The sequence below is a fragment of the Pseudomonas synxantha BG33R genome (genome assembly GCF_000263715.2).
In the GTDB taxonomy this organism is placed as follows: domain Bacteria; phylum Pseudomonadota; class Gammaproteobacteria; order Pseudomonadales; family Pseudomonadaceae; genus Aquipseudomonas; species Aquipseudomonas synxantha_A.
In genome coordinates this window covers 4875756-4893441 of record NZ_CM001514.1, presented here as the reverse complement: position 1 = coordinate 4893441, position 17686 = coordinate 4875756, and the positions used below count along the sequence as shown (strand labels likewise).

The 17686-nt window shown below is 60.7% G+C and carries 20 protein-coding genes; 9 read left to right on the top strand and 11 right to left on the bottom strand.

Annotated elements, in window-relative coordinates:
* Positions 1–19 precede the first annotated feature (19 nt).
* The 5 genes from PSEBG33_RS06105 to PSEBG33_RS06125 form a co-directional block, all read right to left on the bottom strand.
* A complete protein-coding gene (locus tag PSEBG33_RS06105; protein ID WP_005790825.1) occupies positions 20–1363 on the bottom strand; it encodes a sensor histidine kinase in 1344 nt (447 codons plus the stop codon).
* A 65-nt stretch (positions 1364–1428) separates the two neighbouring features.
* A complete protein-coding gene (locus tag PSEBG33_RS06110) occupies positions 1429–1887 on the bottom strand; it encodes a hypothetical protein (RefSeq protein WP_005790823.1) in 459 nt (152 codons plus the stop codon).
* Positions 1888–2138: 251 nt separating this feature from the next.
* Positions 2139–2816 carry a response regulator transcription factor gene (locus tag PSEBG33_RS06115; RefSeq protein ID WP_005790821.1) on the bottom strand — a complete coding sequence of 226 codons (678 nt, stop codon included), beginning with the start codon at positions 2814–2816 and terminating at the stop codon, positions 2139–2141.
* Between the two features lie 100 nt (positions 2817–2916).
* Positions 2917–3216, bottom strand: coding sequence for a YciI family protein (locus PSEBG33_RS06120; protein WP_005790820.1), 300 nt, complete (start codon positions 3214–3216; stop codon positions 2917–2919).
* 1 nt (position 3217) lies between these two features.
* Positions 3218–3814 (bottom strand): septation protein A, encoded by a 597-nt coding sequence (locus PSEBG33_RS06125; protein WP_005790819.1) that lies wholly within the window; start codon positions 3812–3814, stop codon positions 3218–3220.
* A gap of 87 nt (positions 3815–3901) precedes the next feature.
* On the opposite strand from PSEBG33_RS06125, the gene PSEBG33_RS06130 reads away from it, so the two are divergent.
* The 6 genes from PSEBG33_RS06130 to rluB all read left to right on the top strand — a co-directional run bounded on the left by PSEBG33_RS06130 (position 3902) and on the right by rluB (position 8859).
* Entirely contained in the window at positions 3902–4765 is an 864-nt protein-coding gene (locus PSEBG33_RS06130; RefSeq protein ID WP_005790818.1) for a PHP domain-containing protein, read from the top strand.
* Positions 4766–4778: 13 nt separating this feature from the next.
* Positions 4779–5408 carry an L-threonylcarbamoyladenylate synthase gene (locus tag PSEBG33_RS06135; protein ID WP_003193796.1) on the top strand — a complete coding sequence of 210 codons (630 nt, stop codon included), beginning with the start codon at positions 4779–4781 and terminating at the stop codon, positions 5406–5408.
* Positions 5409–5528: 120 nt separating this feature from the next.
* A complete protein-coding gene (locus PSEBG33_RS06140; protein WP_164365898.1) occupies positions 5529–6227 on the top strand; it encodes a segregation and condensation protein A in 699 nt (232 codons plus the stop codon).
* Between the two features lie 12 nt (positions 6228–6239).
* On the top strand, positions 6240–7154 hold the full coding sequence (gene scpB, locus PSEBG33_RS06145) for an SMC-Scp complex subunit ScpB (protein ID WP_005790816.1): 915 nt from the start codon (positions 6240–6242) through the stop codon (positions 7152–7154).
* Between the two features lie 148 nt (positions 7155–7302).
* Complete coding sequence (locus PSEBG33_RS06150; protein ID WP_005790815.1) at positions 7303–7494, top strand: DUF1289 domain-containing protein; 192 nt, start codon at positions 7303–7305, stop codon at positions 7492–7494.
* A 144-nt stretch (positions 7495–7638) separates the two neighbouring features.
* Positions 7639–8859, top strand: a complete 1221-nt coding sequence (gene rluB / locus PSEBG33_RS06155) for a 23S rRNA pseudouridine(2605) synthase RluB (protein WP_005790814.1) — start codon at positions 7639–7641, stop codon at positions 8857–8859.
* A 191-nt stretch (positions 8860–9050) separates the two neighbouring features.
* Here the strand turns inward: rluB and PSEBG33_RS06160 are convergent, their stop codons facing one another.
* Together PSEBG33_RS06160 and PSEBG33_RS29615 are read right to left on the bottom strand one after the other, a co-directional pair.
* A complete protein-coding gene (locus tag PSEBG33_RS06160; protein ID WP_005790813.1) occupies positions 9051–10010 on the bottom strand; it encodes a hypothetical protein in 960 nt (319 codons plus the stop codon).
* A 73-nt stretch (positions 10011–10083) separates the two neighbouring features.
* Positions 10084–10221 carry a hypothetical protein gene (locus PSEBG33_RS29615; RefSeq protein ID WP_003237751.1) on the bottom strand — a complete coding sequence of 46 codons (138 nt, stop codon included), beginning with the start codon at positions 10219–10221 and terminating at the stop codon, positions 10084–10086.
* A gap of 647 nt (positions 10222–10868) precedes the next feature.
* Here PSEBG33_RS29615 and PSEBG33_RS06170 point away from each other — a divergent pair.
* Complete coding sequence (locus PSEBG33_RS06170) at positions 10869–12287, top strand: amino acid permease (RefSeq protein WP_005790812.1); 1419 nt, start codon at positions 10869–10871, stop codon at positions 12285–12287.
* Positions 12288–12396: 109 nt separating this feature from the next.
* A complete protein-coding gene (gene arfB, locus PSEBG33_RS06175; protein ID WP_003193787.1) occupies positions 12397–12810 on the top strand; it encodes an alternative ribosome rescue aminoacyl-tRNA hydrolase ArfB in 414 nt (137 codons plus the stop codon).
* Here the strand turns inward: arfB and PSEBG33_RS06180 are convergent.
* The 3 genes from PSEBG33_RS06180 to PSEBG33_RS06190 form a co-directional block, all read right to left on the bottom strand.
* Positions 12807–14003 carry an MFS transporter gene (locus PSEBG33_RS06180; RefSeq protein WP_005790807.1) on the bottom strand — a complete coding sequence of 399 codons (1197 nt, stop codon included), beginning with the start codon at positions 14001–14003 and terminating at the stop codon, positions 12807–12809. The two genes, arfB and PSEBG33_RS06180, sit on opposite strands and share 4 nt — an antisense overlap.
* Before the next feature lie 103 nt (positions 14004–14106).
* Positions 14107–14289: a hypothetical protein gene (locus PSEBG33_RS06185; protein WP_005790805.1), complete on the bottom strand. Its 183-nt coding sequence runs from the start codon at positions 14287–14289 to the stop codon at positions 14107–14109.
* Positions 14290–14649: 360 nt separating this feature from the next.
* A complete protein-coding gene (locus PSEBG33_RS06190; protein WP_005790802.1) occupies positions 14650–14961 on the bottom strand; it encodes a DUF962 domain-containing protein in 312 nt (103 codons plus the stop codon).
* Positions 14962–15122: 161 nt separating this feature from the next.
* Between PSEBG33_RS06190 and PSEBG33_RS06195 the strand changes: the two genes are divergently transcribed.
* Positions 15123–16181: an AraC family transcriptional regulator gene (locus PSEBG33_RS06195; RefSeq protein WP_005790800.1), complete on the top strand. Its 1059-nt coding sequence runs from the start codon at positions 15123–15125 to the stop codon at positions 16179–16181.
* Here PSEBG33_RS06195 and PSEBG33_RS06200 read toward each other — a convergent pair.
* Entirely contained in the window at positions 16138–17592 is a 1455-nt protein-coding gene (locus PSEBG33_RS06200; protein WP_005790797.1) for a TrkH family potassium uptake protein, read from the bottom strand. The two genes, PSEBG33_RS06195 and PSEBG33_RS06200, sit on opposite strands and share 44 nt — an antisense overlap.
* Positions 17593–17686 lie beyond the last annotated feature (94 nt).

Genomic DNA, 17686 nt, shown 5'->3' with positions numbered 1-17686 from the left:
GGGCCACTATAGAAGAACATCACACCGCTGTGGCAGCCCCTGGGACCAAGGGCAGTTCGATGCTGGCGACAAAACCGCCGTCGGGATGATTGGCCAGGATCAGGGTGCCGCCATGGCGCTCGGCAGCACGGCGGGCAATGGCCAGGCCCAGGCCATGACCTTGCGCAGTCTGGCCCGGCGCACGGTAAAACGGCTCGCCCAGTTGGCCCAGGTGCTCGGCATCAACGCCGGGGCCGTGGTCGCGTACGCTGATCAGAATGCGCCCGTTTTGATGCTGGGCCTGCAATTGAATCGGTTGGCCGGCCGGGTTGAAGCGTTGGGCATTGCGCAGAAGGTTATCCACGGCGCGCTCGATCATGGTCGGCCAGCCCTTGAGCCGCAGGTCGACGTCGGTGCTGAGGTGCACCACTTGCTCCGGTGCGCCGAGTTGGGCGTCCTTTTGCAGGGTCTTGAGCAATGGGTTGAGGTCAATGTCTTCGGCGCTGGCGTTATCGGCGTCGACCCGCGCCAGTACCAGGATTTCGCTGATCAAGGCTTCCAGGCGGTCGCATTCGCGGGTCAGGCGCGGCCAGAGTTTTTCCCGCTCTTCGGGGCTGGCGCGCTCGGCCAGGGCCAGGGCGATACGCAAGCGTGCCAGGGGCGAGCGCAGTTCGTGGGACACATCGCGCAGCAACTGGCGCTGGCTACCGATCAGGCTTTGCAGGCGCGCGCCCATGCGGTTGAAATCGTTGGCCAATACACCGAACTCGTCGCGCCTGTTGGCCAGTTGCGCCAGGCTGTTTTGTTGATAGGTGGTTTGCCCCAGGTCATGCACCGCGCCGCGTAGACGGCTGAGCGGGCGGGTGATGGACAAGGTCACCAGCAGGCTGAACAGGGTCAGCACCACCAGGGTGATTGCCAGGGCACTGAGCGGCCACAGCAGGCTGCTGCGGTGCCACGCTTCCAACTCCGGGTGGGGAATACGGTAGATCAGCAGGTAGGTGTCGCCGGTTTTTTCGCTGGTGTACTCGGCGGTCAGGCGCCGCCAGGGCAGGTGGCCGTCCTGGCTGTCATTCTGCCGGGCTTCAAAGGCGGCGGCGCGACGCGGGAAGGTACCGCGCACTACCGGCTCGCCGCTCTCGTTAAGCACTTGCACATCGATGTGGTACTGGCGTTTGCGCTGTTGCAGCAAGTCCTGGGCGGCTTCCTCACCCTGGGCTTCGTAGAGTTGCGTCCACTCTTGCGCCAGGTTGTTGAGGCCTGGGTGGCGGCTGAGAATCCAGGCGTCCTGGTTGAGCATATGCCCAAGCAGAATCGACAACCCGCCAACCAGGGCGATGGCCAGCCAGAAACTCGCCAGGATACGCCAGAACAATGAACGCACAGGAAACCCTCAAACAGGAAAAGCCCAGTGGTGTGAACCACTGGGCCGTAGGCATTACGTTCGCATTATTGCGCTTTTTGCGCTTGCTGGGCTTTCCATTCCTGGAATTGCTTCCACTCGGCACGGCGCTCGGCTTGCTTTTTGACGATCTCGTCGTATTGCTTCTGCTGGTCAGGCTTGAGCACGGCGCGGATATTGGCCTGGGTTTTCTGCTTGCCGGCGGCGATCTCGTCCTGCATGGCTTTCTGGTCAGCGGCCGGGAGTTTGTCCAGGTACTTTTGGGTCAGGTCTTTGCGAGCGTGCCATTGGTCACCCATCAGCTTGCGGATCTGCTCACGCTGTTCCTTGCTCAAGTCCAACTGGCTGAACGGGCCGCCTTTACCACGCGGGCCGTGTTCACCGTGGCCTGGGCCGCCCATCATGTGGCCTTCGTGACCGCCCATCGGGCCCGGGCCTTCAGGCATGGCCATGGCGACGGTAGGCAGTGCAGCGGCGAGCATCAAAGCGATAAGGGTCTTGCGCATGGTGATTCTCCTGTCTCTATTCCGGTGAGTCCGGATGTGAGTAGGTTACGCAGAGCAAGGTCAGCGGCGGTCAGGGGAGAGTAAAGCTTCGGTAAAGACGGGTTTGACAGGAGCTGACAAAACCCTTGAAGGTGATGAAATCAATGGTGGGAGCTGGCTTGCCTGCGATAGCGGTGTGTCAGTCCACCGTTATGCTAACTGGCCCACCGCTATCGCAGGCAAGCCAGCTCCCACAGGGTTAAGCGTGATGTTTAGAGGCTGTAGTAGTAGCCGCGACTGCGCAGCGCCACGATCCGCGGCCGGCCATCCGGGTGCGGGCCGATCTTTTTGCGCAGGTTGCTGACGTGCATGTCCAGGCTGCGATCGTAAAGGGTCAACTTGCGACCCAGGGCGATCTGCGCCAGTTCCTGTTTATCGAGGGGCTCGCCGGGCTGGCGCAGCAAGGCTTCGAGCAGGCGGCTTTCGGAGACGGTCAGGGTGAACTCCTGCTCATCGATACTCACCACGCCGCGCACCGGGCTGAAGCACAGGTCGCCCAGCTCAAGCTGGGTCGAGACCGCGGTCGGGTGGCTGCGGCGCAATACGGCACGCAGGCGGGCGGTCAGTTCGCGCGGATCGCAAGGCTTGGCCAGGTAGTCGTCGGCGCCCAGTTCCAGGCCGAGGATGCGGTCCAGGGGTTCGCCCCGCGCCGAGAGCATCAGCACCGGCAGTTCCAGGTGGTCGTTGCGCAGTTGCTTGAGCAGTTCCAGGCCGCTGCCGTCGGGCAGCATCACGTCGAGCACCACCGCCGCCGGGGCGGCTTCGGCCAAGGCTTTACGGGCGCTCAGGCCATCGTGGCAGGCGCGCACCTGGAAGCCTTCCTGGCTCAACCAACTGGTCAGCAGCTCACAGAGCTCCTGGTCATCATCTATCAGTAACAGCTCGCTCATGACTCACTCGATTTAGCCATTGTCGACGGCGACGACCCCACCGGTGACGCCGTGAGCCATTAGGAGTGCGCCGAAACGATTAGGTTCGACGCAGCCGGGTTCAAGGCAGGACTTGCTTGAACGGCTTGATCACCACATCAGCGTAGACGCCCGCTGCGACATAGGGGTCGGCCTTGGCCCAGGCCTGGGCGTCGGCCAGGGAGGCGAACTCGGCGACAATCAGGCTGCCGGTGAAACCGGCGTCGCCCGGGTCATTGCTGTCGACCGCCGGGTGCGGGCCGGCCAGTACGATACGGCCTTCGGCTTGCAGCTGTTTAAGGCGCTCGACGTGGGCCGGGCGTACGCTCAGGCGTTTTTCCAGCGAGTTGGCAATATCGGTGGCAATGATGGCGTAGAGCATGTCAGTCCTCGGTTTTCGGCGTGGTAGGCGCGGTGTCATGCAGGTGACGCGACAGGTAGATCCCCTGGCCGATCAGGAACAGTACGGTCATGCCCAGGCTGCCGAACACCTTGAAGTCGACCCAGTAGTCCTGGAAGGTAAAGGCTACGAACAGGTTGGCGGCACCGCAGAACAGGAAAAACACGATCCAGGCCACGTTCAGGCGTACCCACACCGGTTCCGGCAAGGTCAGCGCGTGGCCCATGATCCGCTTGATCAGCAAGCGGTCACCGATGAAGTGGCTGCCGATAAAGACCAGGGCGAACAGCCAGTTGACCACCGGGGCTTTCCATTTAAGGAAGGTTTCGCTGTGGAAGGCCAGGGTCAGTCCGCCAAAGACCAGGCAGGCGATAAGGGTCAGCCATTGGCTTTTTTCCAGCTTGCGCTGGGAGATGAAGATGGCGCCGTAGACCACGATGGAGCTGATGATCAGTACGGCAGTGGCACTGTAGATACCCCCGAACGACAGCTCGTGACCGGCGATTTCGATGACCCTGGGGTCGAGTTTGGTAACGATGAAAAACAGCAACAGCGGGATGAAGTCGATGAATTGTTTCACAGTAAGAGCCAGAAGCTGGATGTGGCGGCATAATAACAAACATCCTTGGTTGCGATAGCGCCAGCTGACTTGAGGTTACATACCCACGTGAATGTTGATTTGCACTGCCACAGCACGGCCTCCGACGGCGCCCTGGCGCCCGCGGTACTGGTTGCGCGTGCGTTTGAAAAAGGCGTGCAAGTGCTGGCGTTGACCGACCACGACACCCTCGAAGGTCTCGATGAGGCCCGCGTAGCCGCGCATTCTTTGGGGATGCAGTTGGTCAACGGGGTGGAATTGTCCTGCACCTGGGGCGGCGCCACCATTCATGTACTTGGCTACGGTTTCGATCAGAATGCCCCGCCGTTGGTGGCGGCCATTGCCCAATTGCACGATGGCCGCTGGCTGCGGTCCGAAGAAATAAGCCGCAAGCTCAGCCTTAAAGGTATGCCCGGCGCCCTCGACGGCGCCCGTGCCATCCAGCAGGAACTGGGCGACAGCGGCAACGCACCGGCCCGTCCGCACTTTGCCGACTGGATGGTGCGCGAAGGCTATGTCAAGGATCGCGCCGAAGCCTTTCGCAAATGGCTGGGGGCCGGCAAGTTGGGCGATGTGAAGCTGCATTGGCCGACTCTGGAAGACACCGTCCAGACCTTGCGGGCTTCCGGGGCCTGGGTCAGCCTGGCGCATCCCTGGCATTACGATTTCACCCGCAGCAAGCGCCGCAAGCTGATCAGCGACTATATTGGTGCGGGTGGCCACGCGATTGAGGTGGTCAACGGGCATCAACCGGCGGAACAGGTCGGCAGCCTGGCGATCCTTGCTCGCGAATTTGGTCTGCTGGTCAGTGCCGGCAGTGATTTTCATGGCCCAGGCGGCTGGTCCGAGATTGGCGAGTATCGCCAGGTCCCGGAAGATCTGCCGCTGTTGTGGGGGCGATTCAAGCATGACCCCATTATTGCCACCGTCTGAACAGGTAGAGCACGTGAGTCAATTCTTCCAGATTCATCCGGAAAACCCTCAGGCGCGCCTGATTAAACAGGCCGTGGAGATTATCCGTGCCGGCGGCGTGGTGATCTATCCAACTGATTCGTCCTACGCCATCGGTTGCCAGATCGGCGACAAGGGCGCGGTCGAGCGTGTAAGGCGCCTGCGCCAGCTGGACGACAAGCACAACTTCGCACTGATTTGCAGCGACTTGTCTCAACTGGGCCTGTTCGCCAAGGTCGACACCGGTACGTTCCGCCTGCTCAAGGCCCATACGCCGGGGCCTTATACCTTCATTCTCAATGCCACCCGCGAAGTGCCGCGCCTTTTACTGCACCCCAAGAAGCGCACCATCGGCCTGCGCGTGCCGGAACACCCGATAGCCCTGGCGCTGTTGGCCGAGCTGGGTGAGCCGCTGATGAGCGTGTCGTTGATCCTGCCCGGTGAAACCGAACCGTTGTACGACCCTTACGAAATGCGGCGCCTGCTGGAAAAGCATGTCGACCTGATCATCGATGGCGGCTACGGCGGCAACAAAGCCTCGACGGTGATCAACCTGGCTGACGGCGAGCCTGAAGTGGTGCGTGTGGGCTGTGGCGATCCGGCGCCATTTATGGTCGAGGCCTGAATGTCGGCCGTGGAAACCGCTGATCCCCAGGCCGGCGCCCAGCAGGAACTGCCGTTCGCCATGGTCTATGGCCAGGCGGTCATGGAAATGCCCCTGGACCTGTACATTCCACCGGATGCCCTGGAGGTCTTCCTGGAAGCCTTCGAAGGCCCGCTGGACTTGCTGCTGTACCTGATCCGCAAGCAGAACATCAACATCCTCGACATTCCGGTGGCGGAAATCACCCGCCAGTACATGGGCTACGTCGAGCTGATGCAGTCGGTGCGCCTGGAACTGGCCGCCGAATACCTGGTGATGGCGGCCATGCTCGCCGAGATCAAGTCGCGCATGTTGTTGCCGCGCTCGGAGACGGTGGAGGCCGAAGAGGATGACCCGCGCGCCGAACTGATCCGCCGCTTGCAGGAGTACGAACGCTTCAAGGCCGCCGCCGAAGGCATTGACGGCCTGAGCCGCGTGGGCCGTGATGTGGTGGTGCCCAAGCTCGACGCACCCGAGGCCCGTGCGCGCAAATTGCTGCCGGACGTGAGCCTGGAAGAATTGCTGATGTCCATGGCCGAGGTGCTGCGCCGTGGCGATATGTTTGAAAGCCACCAGGTCAGCCGCGAAGCGCTGTCTACCCGCGAGCGCATGAGTGATGTGCTGGAGCGCCTGAAGGGCGGTGGGTTTGTGCCGTTTGTCGAACTGTTCACCGCCGAAGAAGGCCGACTAGGTGTGGTGGTGACCTTTATGGCGATCCTCGAACTGGTCAAGGAATCCTTGGTCGAGCTGGTGCAGAATGAGCCTTTTGCGGCTATCCACGTGCGGGCGCGAGCCGAATAACGAGCTGAATCGATGAATCTGACTGAACCCCGCGAACTGGCACCCTTGCTGGAGGCCTTTCTCCTGGCCTCGGGTAAGCCGCAATCCCTGGAGCGCCTGTTCGAACTCTTTGAAGAAGCCGAACGCCCGGAGCCGCCGGTATTCAAGAAGGCGCTGGAGATCCTGCGCAAGTCCTGCGACGGCCGTGCCTTTGAGTTGCGCGAAGTGGCGTCGGGTTATCGCCTGCAGATCCGTGAGAAGTTTTCGCCGTGGGTGGGGCGCTTGTGGGAAGAGCGGCCGCAGCGTTATTCGCGGGCAATGCTGGAAACCATGGCGCTGATCGCCTATCGCCAGCCGATTACCCGTGGCGAAATCGAGGATGTGCGTGGTGTGGCGGTCAACAGCCATATCGTCAAGACTCTGCTGGAGCGCGAGTGGATCCGCATCGTGGGTTACCGCGACGTGCCCGGCAAACCGGCGATGTTCGCCACCACCAAGGTGTTCCTCGATCATTTCAACCTGAAGAACCTCGACGATCTGCCGCCCCTGGCTGAACTGCGCGAAATGGAGGCCGAGCCGGTGCTCGACTTCGACGATGCGCCGGTACCGCAAAGCCTGCAGGAACTGGCCGATGCCAGCGCCGAGCCGGAGGAGCCCAAGGACGAAACCAGCTTCCATACGCTGTTGTTGGAGCTCGATGATATGGAGCAAGGGATCAAGACTGATTTTGACGACCTCTTGCGTGATGCTGCCGACGAGCCGCAGACCGAGGTGAACGTTGAACCCGAGCCCGAAGTCGAAGCAGACATCCTCGGCGTCGCCGATGCCCGGGAAAAACTGCTGGCCGCCGTCGCCGCCCTGGAACAGCCGCCGCTGAGCGACGAAGAAGACGAAGCCCGGGCGCTGGCCGAAGCCATCGAAAACGAACGCCGCCAACTCGAAGACTGACGCAATAAAAACTGTGGGAGGGGGCTTGCTCCCGATAGCGCAGTGTCAGGCAGCAGATGCATCAACTGATCCACTGCTATCGGGAGCAAGCCCCCTCCCACATTGGATCTCCATTGTCTCCATTGGTCTGGATTGTCTGGGAGAAAACATGAGTTCCACCAAAGACCCCTGCATCAGCATCTGCAAGTTCAGCGACGACATCTGCGTCGGCTGTGGCCGCAGCAAGCGCGAAATCCGTGCCTGGAAGAAGCTCGACAAAGTCGACAAGCGCACGGTGCTGGCTGAAGCCGAGCTGCGATTGCTGGCGCTGGGTGCCACCGGTCGGCGGAAAAGCAAATGACTTGGGCGTTATCGACTAGTCTGTGATGCGCAACACGCGTCATGCGCGTATGATTCGCGACCCCTTGCCGACCTATTCGGCCAAGGCCCCGCTTTCAAGACCCCTCAGGCCACGCCTGAATCGACCCACCGGGAGGTGCTTACGATGAATGACCAAGACCAGAAAGACCAGGAAATCGGCCCAGCAGGCGAAAAGCTGCAAAAAGTGCTGGCGCGTATCGGTGTGGGCTCGCGCCGCGACGTCGAAGCCTGGATCACCCAGAAGCGCATCAAGGTCAACGGCGTCGAGGCTACCCTCGGCCAGCGCGTCGACCTGCACGATGCAATCACCATTGATGGCAAGGTCATCAAGCGTGAAGAGGCCGCCGAATCGGTGCGCCGCGTGATCATGTACAACAAGCCCGATGGCGAAATCTGCACCCGTGACGACCCGGAAGGCCGTCCGACCGTGTTCGACAAGATGCCCAAGCCCAAGGAAGGCCGCTGGATCAACATCGGTCGTCTGGACATCAACACCACCGGCTTGCTGATGTTCACCACTGACGGCGAACTGGCCAACCGCCTGATGCACCCGTCCTACGAGATGGACCGTGAATACGCCGTGCGTGTACGCGGTGAAGTCGATGACGAGATGATCGAACGCCTCAAGGCCGGCGTGGTGCTGGAAGACGGCCCGGCCAAGTTCACCGACATCAAGCAGGCGCCAGGCGGCGAAGGTTTCAACCACTGGTACCACTGCGTGGTGATGGAAGGGCGTAACCGTGAAGTGCGTCGCCTGTGGGAATCCCAGGGGCTGGTGGTCAGCCGCCTCAAGCGCGTGCGTTTCGGCCCGGTGTTCCTGAACTCCGACCTGCCGATGGGCCGCTGGCGCGAAATGAGCCAGTACGAAGTCGACATCCTCAGCGCCGAAGTCGGCCTGACGCCGGTCGCCATGCCGCAGATGAATGCCAAGAGCAAAGACAAGCTTGAGCGTATGCAGCGTAAATCGTCGCGCCCTGTTGCGCGTACCGAGCGCGTGGCTCGCACCCTTCGCCCGGCGCTGAATGCACCGGCAACCGGCGGTCGTATCTCTCGCGAGCCGCAGATCGAAGGTGAGCGTCGCCCAACCGCACCGTCCCGCCAGGAAGGTGATCGTGCGCCACGCACGCCGCGCCCTGCTCGTGGCGAAGCGCCAAGCGGCGGTCGCAGCAACCGTGGTGAAGCCGATCGCCCGGCCGACAATGCCAGTACCAAGCGTCCAGCCAAGCCGGCGGCGAACAAGCGCCCTGGCCCGAAACTGGTAGCTGATGAGCCGTCGGGCAAGCGCCGTGGCGCACCGGCAGGTTCGGGGCAGCGTCCTGGTTTTGGTCGCAAGAAGCCGCAGTGATGCGTTAAGCGCTGCATAAAAACGCCAACCCTAGGGTTGGCGTTTTTTTTGATCTGAATTTGAAATGCAATCAACTGTGGGAGCTGGCTTGCCTGCGATAGCGGTGTGCCAGTCACCTTTGTGCTAACTGACCCACCGCTAACGCGGGCAAGCCTGGCTCCCACAGGGATATCTACACGTCTGATGATCTTTTAAAAGGCAAAGGAGCCATCAAACACCGGCTTGTCATCCAGCGCCAACACCCCACTGGCAAAGATCAAATCCAAGTGATGACTGCCTTTCTGCCCGCCGCCCAGGCCCAGGTGCAGCCCGCAATGGCGCTCCTCGAACCCGGCATTGCGCGCATAAAGATCCTTGACCCCTTCGTTGGTGCCAATCCCTAGCTCCTCCACCCGACGGTTGGACGGGTTGGCATTCAGGTACTTGTTGAAATCATCCGCCAGCCCCGGCACGTCGCTGGCCACGCTGCAAATGGTCGAGTTCTCGATCCACAATTCCAGCGGTGATTGCAGCACGCCGTATTTGCGCGCAAACGGAATAGTGCTGAGGAAGGTACCCACAAACCGCACCTGGCCGTTGATGGCTTCACTGTGGGTGGCGATTTCGCCGGGGGCCAGGTCGTGGTTGCCGACGCCGTTGATATTGGTCCACTTCTTGATGCTGCTCATCGGCGCTTCAAGACGTGAACCGTGCTTGTCGGTAAAGCTCAGTACATTGGCCTGGGACATGCGTCGGATCAGCGTGGCGTTAAGGTCGGCAATACGCTGTGGCTCGACGCTGAAGGTGTCGTAGAAGTAATCACCATAATCCTTGAATAGCAGGGATTTCTTCCAGTGCTCGGCCATCACGCCGTGCAGGGCGCGGATAAAGTCCGGGCCTTCGGCGCGTGGGTTGGGCAGGGTGGAGGAGTCGTAGAGAAACAGGTACAGGTCACAGGCTTCGATGGCTTGCACCAAGGCTTCGCTGGGAGCCAGGTCCAGGCGTTGCAACTGGAAGTTGAAGCGGGCGGCGCTGCCGTGGGTGATTGCCTGGGCGATGGCGTCGTAGCGTTCGGTATGGCCCAGCAGCACGTTGGGGCGACTCAGGCCCTGGAGGGCCGGATGGTGAGCAAGATAGTAGAGAAAGTGTTCGACGGCGCGGGCCTTGTCCATGACGGGTGTCCTTCTGTGCCTTGGGTAAGGGGGCAGGTGCCGTGCACAGCACCTGCCGGATGCCTGCCGGGTATTAGAAAGGCCACATCGCGGTGCCGAAAGGCACAACGGCATCGGCTTGCATCATTTCAACGGCGGCCTCATGGGTCGGCGCTTCAAACCAATCGTCGAGTTGCAGTTCGGTTTCCAGGTCTTTTTCCAGTGCTTGCATGGTGTATCTCCTAGAGGACGTTGATTGAGAACGGCTTGCCCGCGGGCTTCGCGGGCAAGTGGAAAGAACCTAGAAGAGAGTGTTTCAAAATGCAAAAAATTTATTGACACGGTTTCATTTGGATTTTTTCTTCTGTTTTTGGCGAGCTATTTTTTATTCAGAAAAAACAGCTAATTGGCTGAACCGTTTATTCAGAAAATTCACACTGACAATTTTCCGTTGGCTGTCCGTAAAACCTGGCTGTAACGCAGCATTTCCGCATCGTAACGATAAGTTTACGCATTTGCCCCGAGAGTCTTGGGCGACCTGTAGCTGTAAGGATTAGCTGACAGTTTGTCGCGTGCACTCTGTTGGGGCGTGCCGAAGCTGTCGAGCGGTGTACAATGCGCCGCGTTTTACTGTGACTCCCCTTGCGTACCCACGCAAAAGGCCAAGACCTCAGGGTTCGATCCCCCTGATCATTCCGCCTGGCCACGAGCCGGACGGGTTCGATTTCGTCACAGATAAAAACAAACAGGTGACGCATGACCGTTAGAAAGACGCTGTACTCCTGGTGCCTGCGCCGGGGTTTGAGCGGCGCTGCTTGAGTCGGTAATTCAAGGCAGCAACCTGCATTCATATCCTCAAACCTTGCGTGAGACCCTTTCATGAGTGGAACCCATTCCTCTTCAGGCGAGCTGAAACGCGGCCTGAAAAATCGGCATATCCAGTTGATCGCCCTCGGTGGCGCCATCGGCACCGGCCTGTTCCTGGGCTCGGCCGGGGTGCTCAAATCCGCCGGCCCGTCGATGATCCTGGGCTATGCCATCTGCGGCTTTATCGCCTTCATGATCATGCGCCAGCTCGGCGAGATGATCGTCGAGGAGCCGGTAGCCGGTTCGTTCAGCCATTTTGCCCACAAATACTGGGGCGGTTTCGCCGGCTTTCTGTCGGGCTGGAACTGCTGGATTCTTTACATTCTGGTGGGTATGTCGGAGCTGACCGCTGTCGGCAAATACGTGCACTACTGGTGGCCGGAGATCCCGACCTGGGTGTCTGCGGCGGCCTTTTTCGTGCTGATCAACGTGATCAACCTGGCCAACGTCAAGGTCTTCGGTGAAGCCGAGTTCTGGTTTGCCATCATCAAGGTGGTGGCAATCGTTGGCATGATTGCCCTGGGCAGCTATCTGCTGGTCAGTGGCAGCGGCGGCCCGCAAGCCTCGGTGAGCAACCTGTGGGACCACGGCGGGTTTTTCCCCCATGGTGTTGGCGGGTTGGTGATGGCCATGGCGATCATCATGTTCTCGTTCGGCGGCCTGGAAATGCTCGGTTTTACCGCTGCCGAAGCCGATCAACCACGCACCGTGATCCCCAAGGCGATCAATCAGGTGATCTACCGTATCCTGATTTTCTACATCGGCGCTCTGGTGGTGCTGTTGTCGCTGACGCCGTGGGACAGCCTGCTGGCGACCCTCAACGCCTCCGGCGATGCCTACAGTGGCAGCCCGTTCGTGCAGGTGTTCTCGATGCTGGGCAGCAATACCGCCGCGCATATCCTCAACTTCGTGGTGCTGACGGCGGCGCTGTCGGTGTACAACAGCGGCACCTACTGCAATAGCCGTATGTTGCTGGGCATGGCCGAGCAGGGCGACGCGCCCAAGGCCCTGGCGAAGATCGACAAGCGTGGCGTGCCGGTGCGCTCGATCCTGGCCTCGGCAGCGATCACCCTGGTGGCGGTGCTGATGAACTACCTGATGCCCCATAACGCGCTGGAACTGCTGATGTCGCTGGTGGTGGCCACGCTGGTGATCAACTGGGCGATGATCAGCTTCTCGCACTTCAAGTTCCGCCAGCACATGAACCGCACCGGCCAGGTGCCGCTGTTCAAGGCGCTGTGGTATCCGTATGGCAACATTATCTGCGTGGCGTTCGTGGTGTTTATCCTGGGCACCATGTTGATGATTCCGGGCATTGACCGCTCGGTGTACGCGATCCCGGTGTGGGTGGCGTTCATGGGCGTGTGTTACTGGGTCAAGAACAAGCGGGCGCAGCAGTCCATGGATATGGCGGTCCCTGCGGTGAAGTAAGCGTCAATGTTGTTAAGCAGACCCGGCCTTGTGCCGGGTTTGTTGTTTGAGGGGATGGCCAAGGTGCATTCGCGTATCCTAGGGCTTCTTCCGGAGGACCGTGTTACTCATGCTGGTGATTTCCAACAACGTACAGTTGCCCGATGCCGAGATCGAGCTGACCGCGATCCGCGCCCAGGGCGCCGGTGGTCAGAACGTCAACAAGGTGTCGAGCGCAGTGCACCTGCGTTTTGACATTCCAGCCTCGTCCTTGCCGGAGTTCTACAAGGAGCGCCTGCTGGCGCTGCGCGACAGCCGTATTACCAGCGAAGGTGTGCTGGTGCTCAAGGCCCAGCAATACCGTACCCAGGAGCAGAATCGTGCCGATGCGTTGGAGCGCCTGGTGGAGTTGATCCAGAGCGCCACCAAGGTCGAGAAAAAGCGCCGTCCGACCAAGCCCACCCTGGGGTCCAAGAAGCGCCGCCTGGAGTCCAAGACCAAGCGCGGCAGCATCAAGGCCGGGCGAGGCAAGGTCGACTTCTAGGCGTCGCGCGTTTCCCGGGCCTTGGGTGCCTGGCGGTACAGGTACAGACTCAGCAGCAAACCGGCGGCGGCGGCGAGGGCGGCGAACAGGAAGATCGATGCAAAGCCGAAACCTGCTGCCACGGCGCCCGCCAGTGGCCCGGTGATGCCCAGGGACAAGTCGATAAACAGTGAATAGGCGCCTACCGCCGAGCCACGGCTGGAGGCGGGCACCAGGTTGACCGCCTCCACGCCCAGCGCCGGAAATACCAGGGAAAAGCCGAAGCCGCTCAACGCCGCGCCAGCCAGCGCCAGTTGGGCATCCGGCGCCAGCCACAGCAACAGCAGGCCGAGGACTTCTACCGACAGGCAAGCAATCGCGACACGAAAGCCGCCAATACGGTTGATCAAATTGCCAAACAGCAAGCGTGCGCCGATAAAACTGGCGCCGAACAGGCTCAAGGCCCACACCGCGTTATCCCAGTGCTGGGTGGTGTAATACAGGGTGATAAAGGTGGCGATGGTGCCAAAGCCGATGGAGCCCAGCGCCAGCGCGCAACCGTGTGGCAACACGCGGCCCAGCACATTCATGAACGGCAGACGTACGCCGGGCACAATCGGCGCGGCTTGTTTTTTCCAGGCCAACAACACGCCCAGCACGGCGAGCAGAATGATGCTCACGCCCATGCTCCACAGCCCGAAACGACTGACCAACAGCACCCCCAGTGGTGCGCCGACCGCCAGCGCGCCGTAGCTGGCAATACCGTTCCAGGAGATGACTTTGGCGGTGTTCGCCGCGCCCACGCGGCCGATGCCCCAGCCGATTGCGCCGGACCCCACCAGGCTTTCGGCGCTGCCCAGCACCAGTCGACCGATCAACAGGCTGCCCAGGCTCACTGCCGGCAGGCTGGAGAACCACGCCGCCAGCAACATGAACACGCCACTTGAACCGCAGCCCACCAGGCCAATCAGCACGGCGCGCTTGCTGCCCAGGTTGTCGATAATCTTGCCGGCATAGGGGCGGCTCAACAGGGTCGCCAGGTATTGCACGCTGATGACCAGCCCGGCGATCACGGCGCCATAGCCCAATTGGCTATGCACGTAGCCCGGCAATACAGCCAGGGGGATGCCGATATTCAGGTAGCCGATAAAGGTAAACAGCACGATGGAAACGACTTGCAGCGTGACGGCCATGGGTCGCTGGGTATCTGGCATGGGAGACGTCCACTGTCGCAGCAGGTAAAGATAGGCTGCTAATGATACCGGCGCGCAGGCCGGGCAGGGCGGCAAAAATGTAAAACCTCGGAGCAAAGATGCATCAGGCGTGGGCGGGAGCCAGCAATTGAGTCGTCACCAGGGCTGCCAGGGCGTTTTCCTGGGTGCCGAAGCGCTTGAGCAGTGCCGCTTGCTTGTCGGCACTGAGGCGGTTCCAGACTTCGACCATCTGCAAGGCAGCGTCGAGCACGGCGGCGTCCGGCGTATCGGGAAGGGTTGTGGTCATGATGAGCGTCTCGAATGATTCAGGCAGTGTGGAAAGCGCTCAAAGGTGCGCTTTCCACACGGTCTGGTACGGCGTCAGTCTTGGCGTTTGCTGTCGACTGGTTTTGCTTCTTTGGTCGCAGGCTGCTTGTTGCTGGCCTGCTGCGGTGTTGGCTGCTCGGTTGGGTGCAGGCTTGGGAAGGGGAGATTAGGTATCTCGTGCATCGTCGTCGCTCCTCGCAAGGTCTGTTTTCAATCGCAGGTGATTGCGCGCTCTCAAAAAGCCTTGGCAGGATACAGCACCGTAAATGACAAAAAGACTTTTATCTCGGCGGATGCATAATTTTTCATGCTTGCGACGCAAGTGACATGAGGTCACACCCTAGAACGGTACCTTGCCCAGGATCATGTCGCGGTACATCACGAAATCCCCCAGCAAGCTATAGAACGGGTGCTGAAAGGTCGCCGGGCGGTTCTTTTCGAAAAAGAAGTGGCCTATCCAGGCAAAGGTGTAGCCTGCGATTGGCAGGGCCAGCAACAGGAGCAGTGACCCCCGGCCGATGGCGTATGCGAGGATGCCGATCACCAGGGTGGTGCCGATGAAGTGCAAGCGCCGGCAGGTGCTATTGCCATGTTCGCTCAGGTAGTACGGGTAAAACTCGGCAAAGCTGTTGAATTTCCTGGTGTTTTCCACGGTGCCCGGCCCTCTGGTTGTTGTGCCGCCCAACAGGTGTTCGGCGGGGAGCTTATTTGAGTCTAGAGTGATCACTGGTATCAGCCAGTGACAATAGATGCCACTTTAGTATCCTTGGCTTCCTGGCTGCCGTTTGAGCCTGCTTTCAATAAGAAGACGCCATGAGCGAACGAACAACTTCTGCAAGCTGGGCGATGGGGATAGTCAAGGCGTTGGAAATGGACGGCCTGGATTGCCGTGCGTTGTTCAAGCAACTGGGCCTGGACTATGCCGCCCTCAGTGACCCGGACGCGCGTTTTCCCCAGGATTCCATGACCCGCCTGTGGCAGCGGGCGGTGGAGGTGTCAGGCAACCCGGCGATTGGCTTGAACATGGGCAAGGTGGTGCGGCCGGCCTCGTTCCATGTGGCCGGTTATGCGCTGATGTCCAGCAACACCCTGGCTGAAGGCTTTATGCGATTGGTGCGCTACCAGCGCATCATCGCCGAAAGCGCCGACTTGAGCTTCCGACTCTTACCCGAAGGCTATGCGTTGATTCTGACAGTGCATGGCGATCATCTGCCGCCGACCCGGCAAAGCGCCGAAGCCTCGCTGGCCAGCGCGTTGGCGCTGTGCGGCTGGCTTACCGGGCGCACCCTGCAACCGCGCAAAGTGCTGCTGCAGGGCGATCAACCAGCGGACCTGGCGCCGTACAAACAGGCCTTCCATGCGCCGCTGCAATTCAATGCGCCCTATGACGCGCTGATCTTCGAGCAAGCCGACATGGATGCGCCGCTGCCCACGGCCAACGAGGCCATGGCGCTATTGCACGATCGTTTTGCCGGTGAGTACCTGGCGCGTTTCTCCGAAAGTCGCGTCACCCACAACGCGCGACAGGTGTTGTGCCGCCTGCTGCCCCAGGGGGAGCCCAAGCGCGAAGCGGTGGCCCAGACACTGCACCTGTCCCAACGTACCTTGCAAAGACGTTTGCAGGAGGAGGGCACCAGTTTCCAGGCCTTGCTCGATGACACCCGCCGCGAGCTGGCCGAGCAATACCTGGCGCAGCCGAACATGACCTTGCTGGAAATTGCCTACCTGCTGGGGTTCGCCGACCCGAGCAACTTCTTCCGCGCGTTTCGCCGCTGGTTCAATGCCACGCCCGGCGAGTACCGGGCACGGCTGCAGGAAATGTCGTCGGTCAGTGGCGCCAAAATGCCGGAATACACAGCACGAACACGGTAATGATCTCCAGTCTCCCCAGCAGCATGCCCAGCGACAGAATCCATTTGGCCGCATCCGGCAGGGTGGCGAAGTTACCGGCCGGGCCGATGGTTTCACCCAGGCCCGGGCCGACGCCGGACACGGTGCTGGCGGCACCGGTGAGCGCGGTCATCCAGTCCACGCCCAGCAGTGACAAGGCCAGGGCGATAACGCAGATGGTGATCGCGAAGAAAAACGAAAAGGTCAGAATCGACCGCACGATTTCTTCATCCAGGCGATGGCCGTTGTACTTCTGTTTGATCACCGCTCTGGGGTGGATCAGTTGGTTCAAGTTGGCCTTGAGCAGGATATAGGCGACCTGGAAACGGAAGATCTTGATGCCGCCTGCGGTGGAGCCCGAGCAGCCGCCGATAAAGCCCAGGTAGAAGAACAGCATCAGTGAGAAGTTGCCCCACAGGCTGTAGTCCCCCAGCGCAAAGCCGGTAGTCGTCACCACTGACGTTACGTTCAGCGCCACATGGCGCAAGGCATCGAGCCAATGCAGGTTGGTGGTCCACCAATACCAGGTGCCGAGTACCAGCCAGGTCACGATTAACAGGCCGAGCAAGCCTTGCACCTGCTGGTCCTTGATCAGCGCCCGTCGGTTGCCGCGCAACGTCGCCACATACAGGGCAAACGGCAAGCTGCCGAGGATCATCACCACCACCGCGACCCAGTGCACCGCAGGTTGTTTCCAGTGCGCGAGGGACTCATCCGAGGTCGAAAACCCACCCGTGGAAATTGCCGACATCGCGTGGTTGATCGCATCGAATACGCCCATCCCGGCCCACCAGAAGGCCAGGCTGCCGAAGATAGTGATGCCCACATACGCCGCCACGATCAGCCGCGCCACCATGTGCGAGCGGGGCATGACCTTTTCCGAGCGGTCCGAGGATTCGGTCTGGAACAGGCGCATACCACCAATACGCAGCAGTGGCAGGATCGCTACCGCCATGCCGATAAAGCCGATACCCCCGAGCCAGTGCAGCAACGAGCGCCACATCAGGATGCCCGGTGACATGCTGTCCAGGCCGCTCAGCACGGTGGAGCCGGTGGCGGTGATGCCGGACATGCTTTCAAAGAACGAGTCGGTGTAGCTGATGTGCTGGGTCAGCAAAAAGGGCAGGGCGGCGAAGATGCACACCACCACCCAACTGCTGACCGTCAGCAGGTACATGTCCCGGGGGCGCAAGTGCACATGCTCCGGGCGACCGGGGATGACCAGCGCCAACCCGGCGATAAAGGTGATCAGGCTGGCCCACAGGAATGAGGGCAGGTCGCTGGTGCGTTCGAAGATCACCAGGGTGGCCATCGGGATGACCATGGCGACGGCAAGGGTGATCAGGAAGATGCCGATGATGAAACCGATGATGCGTAGGGTCGGCAACGCCATGAAGTTCGCTCGGGTGATTGGGCAGAGGCGCCATTCTACCGACGGTACAGGGCATGTAAACCAGAGTGCTTGAGGTTATACGCAGCAAAATGTG